The organism is Flavobacterium sp. ST-158 (genome assembly GCF_058309975.1).
The window spans coordinates 1-7,454 of the sequence record NZ_JBZEEN010000021.1; the positions used below are offsets into that span (position 1 = coordinate 1).

Annotated in this window: 9 protein-coding genes and 2 pseudogenes; all 11 read right to left on the bottom strand. The window is 34.5% G+C overall.

Annotated elements, in window-relative coordinates; all coding sequences use genetic code 11:
• Positions 1-296, bottom strand: a 296-nt coding sequence (locus tag AC4FRF_RS17380; protein ID WP_491161547.1) for an RHS repeat-associated core domain-containing protein, incomplete at its 3' end; no start/stop codon positions are given.
• Positions 297-460: 164 nt separating this feature from the next.
• Positions 461-793 (bottom strand): hypothetical protein, encoded by a 333-nt coding sequence (locus AC4FRF_RS17385; protein ID WP_491161549.1) that lies wholly within the window; start codon positions 791-793, stop codon positions 461-463.
• A gap of 1 nt (position 794) precedes the next feature.
• Positions 795-1,970, bottom strand: coding sequence for an RHS repeat-associated core domain-containing protein (locus AC4FRF_RS17390; RefSeq protein ID WP_491161551.1), 1,176 nt, complete (start codon positions 1,968-1,970; stop codon positions 795-797).
• Positions 1,971-1,995: 25 nt separating this feature from the next.
• Complete coding sequence (locus AC4FRF_RS17395) at positions 1,996-2,403, bottom strand: hypothetical protein (RefSeq protein WP_491161553.1); 408 nt, start codon at positions 2,401-2,403, stop codon at positions 1,996-1,998.
• A 740-nt stretch (positions 2,404-3,143) separates the two neighbouring features.
• Positions 3,144-3,476, bottom strand: a pseudogene (locus AC4FRF_RS17400) (RHS repeat domain-containing protein); the annotation flags it as partial.
• A 349-nt stretch (positions 3,477-3,825) separates the two neighbouring features.
• Positions 3,826-4,077, bottom strand: coding sequence for a hypothetical protein (locus AC4FRF_RS17405; protein WP_491161554.1), 252 nt, complete (start codon positions 4,075-4,077; stop codon positions 3,826-3,828).
• A gap of 5 nt (positions 4,078-4,082) precedes the next feature.
• Positions 4,083-4,277, bottom strand: coding sequence for a TNT domain-containing protein (locus AC4FRF_RS17410; protein ID WP_491161561.1), 195 nt, complete (start codon positions 4,275-4,277; stop codon positions 4,083-4,085).
• Between the two features lie 126 nt (positions 4,278-4,403).
• Positions 4,404-4,745 (bottom strand): hypothetical protein, encoded by a 342-nt coding sequence (locus AC4FRF_RS17415; RefSeq protein ID WP_491161557.1) that lies wholly within the window; start codon positions 4,743-4,745, stop codon positions 4,404-4,406.
• Positions 4,746-4,754: 9 nt separating this feature from the next.
• A complete protein-coding gene (locus AC4FRF_RS17420; protein ID WP_491161563.1) occupies positions 4,755-5,948 on the bottom strand; it encodes an RHS repeat domain-containing protein in 1,194 nt (397 codons plus the stop codon).
• A 16-nt stretch (positions 5,949-5,964) separates the two neighbouring features.
• On the bottom strand, positions 5,965-6,369 hold the full coding sequence (locus AC4FRF_RS17425; RefSeq protein ID WP_491161559.1) for a hypothetical protein: 405 nt from the start codon (positions 6,367-6,369) through the stop codon (positions 5,965-5,967).
• A pseudogene (locus AC4FRF_RS17430) lies at positions 6,366-7,406 on the bottom strand (RHS repeat domain-containing protein); the annotation flags it as partial. The pseudogene AC4FRF_RS17430 and the gene AC4FRF_RS17425, both read right to left, overlap by 4 nt.
• Positions 7,407-7,454 lie beyond the last annotated feature (48 nt).

Consider the following 7,454-nt stretch of genomic DNA (forward strand, 5'->3'; position numbering starts at 1 on the left):
GCTCTGCCTAATGACTTCCAAAAACTCTCTCCGTTAATATCTACATACTTCAACGGGTTATTTACACAATACCCATACCTATTATAGTTCTGCGTATTACTTGGATCCTGTACATAGTTATCTGGTTGTAAAAAACGGTGTAACTTAGCATCATACAAACGCCCATTCATGTGTATGAGTCCTACGCTTTGTAAATGTTCATGTCCGGTGTAACCTCGGTCTAAAATTGTTAAACCTGCTAACACGTTACCAGCGCCGTCCTGTACTTTTATAACAGCTCCCCAGGCATCATACAAACGTTTTTCTACAACTGCTCCCGTGGCATCTGTTATTGCCAGAATAGAGCCTTGGTAGCCCTATGTATTGCCTGCTCAACTTTGTGGGCACAGAATGCAATTCTGCGCTATCCGCAAGAGGATGTTTACTCATTTCTGCGCCATCTGGCAAGAAATCAAGTATTTTACCATTTTTCCCCTTTAAGTATATCTTCAAATTTTTCTTTTAACAATTGAGCATACTTCTCAAGTGTTTTGGGATATTCTTTACATATATTAAATTCCTTAATATTTTTTAGCTCTATACCCCAAAACTTTTTTCGAGAAATTAATATATCAACCTCTTGGGACTCACGGACTATTACAGTAACAGTTAACCCAATTTTATGGTTTTCAAATTCTATAAAAAACTCTCTACCAATAATACTGAATCTTGACCCTTCGTATTTTAATTTCCGCAAAAAATCAAATTCTCTTATTGTCGTAATAAAAAAAATCTCTCCTTTATTTAATTCCATATTATTTGTAAATGTTTATTCGTAATCCGAATGGATTGTAATTAGATGTATTATGTAAATATTGATAATTTAAGGTTCTACCTACTTCAAGATTATAGTAGCTACTATTTATTGAAGAACCTCTTGGGCCAATATCATAAATATGATATCCATTATCGATTCGATTTTGAATCCATTGAGCATTAAATTCTAATCCTTCAGGAGTTGGCATATTCTTTCCTAAATACGCATCAACATTTGAAGGCCATTCATTGGCTATAGTTTCAGAATTTAAATCTCTACCTGCGGGTATAACTCTATCGTACATTCCTTCCCCCATTACTGTACTTTTATTAAATTTACCATTCCATGGATTAATACCATTGTCATTAGCATATTTAATACCTTGATAACCACCTACAACACCTCCAATAGTAGCCCCCATAATCCCGCCTTTAAATCCCGATTTCATAGCGGTTTTAATGCTTGATCCTGACATAATAGCAGTTGTAAATCCTCCTGCATAACCTCCTGCAAAACCTCCTACTGCCCCTCCAACAACACCTTTTATTGCAGGTCCTGAAACGTTTAAGCCATTAACAACAACATTACTTAAATTACGTGTTGCCCATTGTCCAGCACCAGCACCTATACCTCCTGCAACCCCACCAATAACACCTTGTATTGCTCCATTACCCATGCCTTGCCAGAAACTTCCTCCTTGAGTCCAAGTCCCCACTGCTCCTGATGTAAAACCTGCGCCAGCACCTACAATGACTCCTGCTAGTACTGGACTAGCCATACCTGCAGTTGCTACTGTTAAACCAACAGCAACTACTATTGTTGCCACAGTAGTAATAGCTTTTGAATTTCTCTTAATCCATTTTCCAACAGATTTGAATGAAATCTCCCCGCTAGGATCAATATACTTTAATGGATTATTCAGCACATACCCATACCTATTATAGTTCTGCGTATTACTTGGGTCTTGCACATAATTATCCGGTTGTAAAAAACGATGTAATTTAGGGTCATACAAACGCCCGTTCATGTGTATGAGTCCTACGCTTTGTAAATGTTCATGTCCGGTGTAATCTCGGTCTAAAATTGTTAAACCTGCTAACACGTTACCAGCGCCATCCTGTACTTTTATAACAGCTCCCCAGGCATCATACAAACGTTTGCTTACATGCTGCAAGTCCGAGCCATCTGGTATCCTCTTTCTATTTAAATCCTCCCCAGTATTTATTTACTAAATAGCCAGTTAACATAAAAAAAATAACGGATCCAACAACGAAAACAAAAACGAATATATTTCCTAATACTTTTTGTCTTTTACTTTCAGTACTAAATCTTTCCTCAATTTTAAGATATAAATTATCTCTTTTAAAATACCAATAATTAATGTAGTATATTAAAAAAGCATAACATAGACCAATGGTCATAAATAAATTACCTGACATTGAATGCAATTTGAAAAATTTATTTAATAAGAGATCAATTGTTATTGAATTAAAAAGCAAACCTATACTCAAGTAAATAACTGCACCGTTTAATGCTAAATCAGAATTTGGGGTTGTTAGCATATATCTATATAATTTATAGAAAATATAATGATAAACTTTTTTCACATTTCGTTTTTTTAATAATTATCAATTCCAGTTTTTTCCCAGAACTTATCTCCGTAGTAATAATCAAAAACACCATAAGCTCCTACTGCTAAAATTCCAATAGGATTAGTAACTGCTACAAATGTTAGAGTTGCATTTATACCAAATCTTATATAATCTGAATTTTGAGCTTTATTATTATATACTTTGCTACTTAACTGAAATCCATCAACTGCTAAACCAGCATAACCAACTCTTTGAAATACTTTATTTACTTTTCTTAAACCATCAAGACTTTTAAAATCTTTCATAGCTTCTAATACATCTCCTCCAGCTCTATATTTTGATATAATTTGATATTCAGCAATCTTCTCTGTCATCGTTGTAATAAGAGAAGCTCTATTAATAGCATTATAAAAACTACCTCTATATTCATTAAAGGTTTTGTTGTTGATGTCAAAAGAATAGTTTCCACCTCCACCACCTTGTATAAAACTAGAATATGCAGAATTATAAAAAGACTCTGTACCATTAGACCAGCCGAAAGAGGAAGAACCTGTTCCAGCAATAGTTATTTCATATAGTGGTACAACATTGTTATAGGTATTTGTAGCTCCAGGAGTTTGTCCTTCCCAGGTTTCTGTCGCTCCATTATATATCCATACATTCCCATTTCCATCATCATAATATGTTCCATTTTGTTGTGGTTGTCCAATAGGAGGGTCACAAGTTGGATCATAATCGTCTGGGTCATTATCTTCATAACATTCTCCACAAAAATCTACATACTTCAATGGATTGTTCAAAACATACCCATAACGGTTATAGTTCTGCGTATTACTTGGGTCTTGCACATAATTATCTGGTTGTAGGAAACGATGCAATTTAGGGTCATACAAACGCCCGTTCATGTGTATGAGTCCTACACTTTGCAGATGTTCGTGACCGGTGTATCCTCTATCCAATAATGTAAGACCGTTTAGGGTATTGCCAGCTCCGTCTTGTACTTTTATAATAGCTCCCCAGGCATCAAAAAGGCGTTTTTCTAGAACTGCTCCCGTGGCATCTGTTATTGCCAGAATAGAGCCTTGGTAGCCCTATGTATTGCCTGCTCAACTTTGTGGGCACAGAATGCAATTCTGCGCTATCCGCACGAGGATATTTATTACATATCAGCGCCATCTGGGGTTAATTCCCCAGTTTCTGGGGTCTTTACCTCCTAAACCCATTGCGCTTGTTAAACTTGTGGTAGCTACAATAGGTAAGTACAATGGCCCAAACCATTGACTTTCCATCAAGATGCCCCCAGATAACTATGACTTAAACAAGTAAAAAAAGTTGTAGTTTTAAAAAGCTACAACTTTTTTATTGCATGATATACTTTTACAGGCAAATGCCTGTGCAGACTTTCGCGTATATCATAGTAATCGATCGGGAATGATTTTACTCACTTTGATAAATCCCCCAGACACAATTGGAAAATTCCACAGCTGCAAACTCAATTTGCGTTTGATTAAACTGAATTTTAAATATATCGGCTCTGAATACCTTCTTATATTTAGGGTCTTTTACAGTTGTTGTTTTTCCTATTAATTCCCATTTATAGTTCCATATATTTAATCCACCAATGAAAAATTCTTCCCCATCATAAATTACCCCTTTACATTCCCATTTTTTACTTTCTAAATTTGTCATATCTATTATTTAATAAATCCGTTATCTAATAACCAATTTATGTTTTTAGGCAATTTATATTGAATACCGCCTCCGGGCTGATTATACCAAGGTGCAATAGTTGAACTCTGAACAGGAAATGGTTTTAATACCTCATATGAGTTAAGGACACCAGAATTAGAGGGTGGTAATGCTCTCAATTCGAGTGGCGTTCCTGATATTCAGAAATTTTATTTTTTTCATTATATTTTTCACTTAACATTCTATTTAACAAATTACCTAAAAAATAAAATTTATCATTTTAAAACACGATTCCGCAAAGTCATCAGACATTTGCGGAACTTGTATCAAATATTTTCTAAATCCCTTATATATGTTTTTATTTCTTCAAATGATATTTTATAAAGCTTCATTAATCCAAATGCTTCATAAAACAAACTTAATGAGCTAACAACCCATATTGTTGTTTCATCCTTATTATAATTTTTATTGTTTAAATATCTTTCCAATTCATCCTCAGAAATAAATTCCGCATCTAAAACTTTTTCTACTTCTTTAAAATAACCAAAGATATTATCCAATCCATATAGAGGAAAATCTCTTGTAGCTTCTATTAACAATTCTAATATTTCGACTATCTTTGTGTTATTTATTTTTTGTAGTTTATCTTCTAAATTATCAATATTCATAATGCTAAATTATTTCGAAGTATTTAAATAAGAACTCCATTTACCTATTTGTATATAAGGATTAGAGTATTGATTTGTTGTTGTATTATAAAAATAATGAACTTCTACTTTTGAGCCATTCAATATTCCTCCTTCATAAACTTTATAATAAACACCCTCAGAATTCAGATTTAAATTTTTACCATACTCAATATTTATATATTTTCCCTTAACTGCACTAACAGACTCATAAGTATCTCCAAATTTTTCTTGTAAAGAATTGTAATTTTTTATCCCAAAATCAGGATTTTTAGAGACATCCACAACACCAGTTTCTTTATTTATAACTGTTGCAGTATTGTTTTGCGTTGTTGGGGCTGTACTTGTCTGTGTAGTATTAGGCAATTTTGTATCGGTTGTAATCTCTGCATTGGCTGTTTTTGATAAACCATTTGGTTGAGGTAAAGATATTGGAGAAACTTTAGGAGTTGGATCTATTCCTTTCCAAAAAGTATTTCCATTCTTTAAGGCACTTACACCGTTAATACTTCCTCCTAGTGCTGCACCAAAAGCTATACCTACAATGAACTGTTTAGCAGACATTATAGGATCCCCAAAAGCAATATGATTTCCTACGGTTAAAACCGTTTGAGAAGCTGCTGCTCCAGCTGCTCCACCAGCTGCTCCTGCAATAAATCCTCCTGCTCCTGCAGCTCCACCACCAGCTGCTGTAAATGCTGCTGGACCAACAATTCCTGCCAATGCTCCTGCTGCCGCACCTATACCAAAAGCAGTTAATCCTCTAGCATTAAACTGCGCTCCATGAGCTATCCAATTAATTGTTCCTCCAACAATAGCACCAACTACAATCCAAATCCACTCTCCACTTGCATCTGTGTACTTTAACGGATTGTTGTAGCAATACCCATAACGATTATAATTCTGGGTGTTGTTAGGATCCTGCACATAATTATCGGGTTGTAAGAAACGATGTAATTTAGCATCATACAAACGCCCATTCATATGTATGAGTCCTACGCTTTGTAAATGCTCATGTCCGGTGTAACCTCTATCCAATATACTAAGACCGTTTAATGTATTGCCTGCTCCGTCTTGTACTTTTATAATAGCTCCCCAGGCATCAAAAAGGCGTTTTTCTACAATTGCACCTGTGGCATCACTAATGGCAACAATACTGCCTTGATAATCCCTGTGTAAATATATATAATTTCATAAACCACTAATTACCATTATAAGTAATCTCCCAATTCAAACTATCTAATTGCTTAAGTGAATATTTTTGTACTTTAAATCTTTTGTCAAAAACAATAGTACCTATATTTTTATAAACATATTCTTGATCTTTTTTGGTATAATAAATAATATACAAATAAGAATCATAAGAACTTTTAATCAACTCATCATTTATTGAATTAGCATTTCCTCTTACAACAGGAGATTCTGCTTCATAAGAAGAAATAACTCCTCCTGCTGAAGATTGATAGTAGTCCAAATATTTTTTATCCTTAATTAATGTCTCATAATATATTTCATTAGTTGTTTTATTTTTAATAACGAGTTTATCTTTATGGTAGTGACAACTACTTAAAAATATTAATACTAATAAACTAATTTGTTTTTTCATAATTTTTTTCTAGTATAAAGAGGGTTGCTTCTGTGAGATTCACCCGACCACCAATACCACAATTGGTTTGCAGTTTTTTCAGTATAAAATTGCGAAGCTTCTGTAGTTGTATGATAATATGAATAAATAAAACTAGGGACTGCAATGAAAGGATAATAATATCCTCCCATAAGAGCAAATTGCAAAACATGACCACCTTCATGGGTATTGTAGTATGGATTTGATGCTCCCCCTGTTGGATAAATAACAAGCGGTCCTGGAGTAATAGCTCCTCCTGTCATCAAACTACTTTCAAATTCAGGCACTCCATAATGCAACCCTTTAAATTTTAAAATATCAAATCCAATGTCTGATTTGAAATTAGGTAAAAGTTGCCCTGGGTGAAATGAATCTTCTCCTTTATCTTTTTTTACATCTTCAACTGTTTTAGGCTTTACAACAGGCTCATTTTGAGTAACACCATTTGGTTTGCTATCTCCCCACCCTGTGTCAATTGTTATAGTAGGCGATTGAAAACCTATATAGTTTGAAGCTTCTGTCCAAGATTTACCTTGAGTTATTACCATTGCTGTTGTTGCTAAAAAATGTGTGCCTCCTGCGACAATTAATTTTGTCCCTAAGGCAACTCCGGCTGGACCTCCAAAAATCACTAAAGCTGTACCTGCTAAAATTGAAACCCCAGCAAATAAATCGCTCCAAGTTAACTTTATCTTCCATTTCTCACCAGTCCAATCGGTATATTTCAATGGGTTGTTCAACACATACCCATACCTATTATAGTTCTGCGTATTACTTGGGTCTTGCACAAAATTATCGGGTTGTAAAAAACGGTGCAATTTAGCATCATACAAACGTCCATTCATGTGTATGAGGCCTACGCTTTGCAAATGCTCATGTCCAGTATAACCTCTATCAAGAATTGTAAGACCGTTCAAAGTATTACCTGCTCCGTCTTGTACTTTTATAATAGCTCCCCAGGCATCAAAAAGGCGTTTTTCTACAACTGCTCCCGTGGCATCAGTAATAGCCAGAATAGAGCCTTGATAATCCCTGTGTAAACATTAGAAGCTTTTATTTTAACTCAC

Bases quoted from the DNA above. Each gene is read 5' to 3' on its own strand.
- AC4FRF_RS17405 (WP_491161554.1), bottom strand. From the start codon at position 4,077: ATGACAAATTTAGAAAGTAAAAAATGGGAATGTAAAGGGGTAATTTAT.
- AC4FRF_RS17425 (WP_491161559.1), bottom strand. From the start codon at position 6,369: ATGAAAAAACAAATTAGTTTATTAGTATTAATATTTTTAAGTAGTTGT.
- AC4FRF_RS17385 (WP_491161549.1), bottom strand. From the start codon at position 793: ATGGAATTAAATAAAGGAGAGATTTTTTTTATTACGACAATAAGAGAA.
- AC4FRF_RS17415 (WP_491161557.1), bottom strand. From the start codon at position 4,745: ATGAATATTGATAATTTAGAAGATAAACTACAAAAAATAAATAACACA.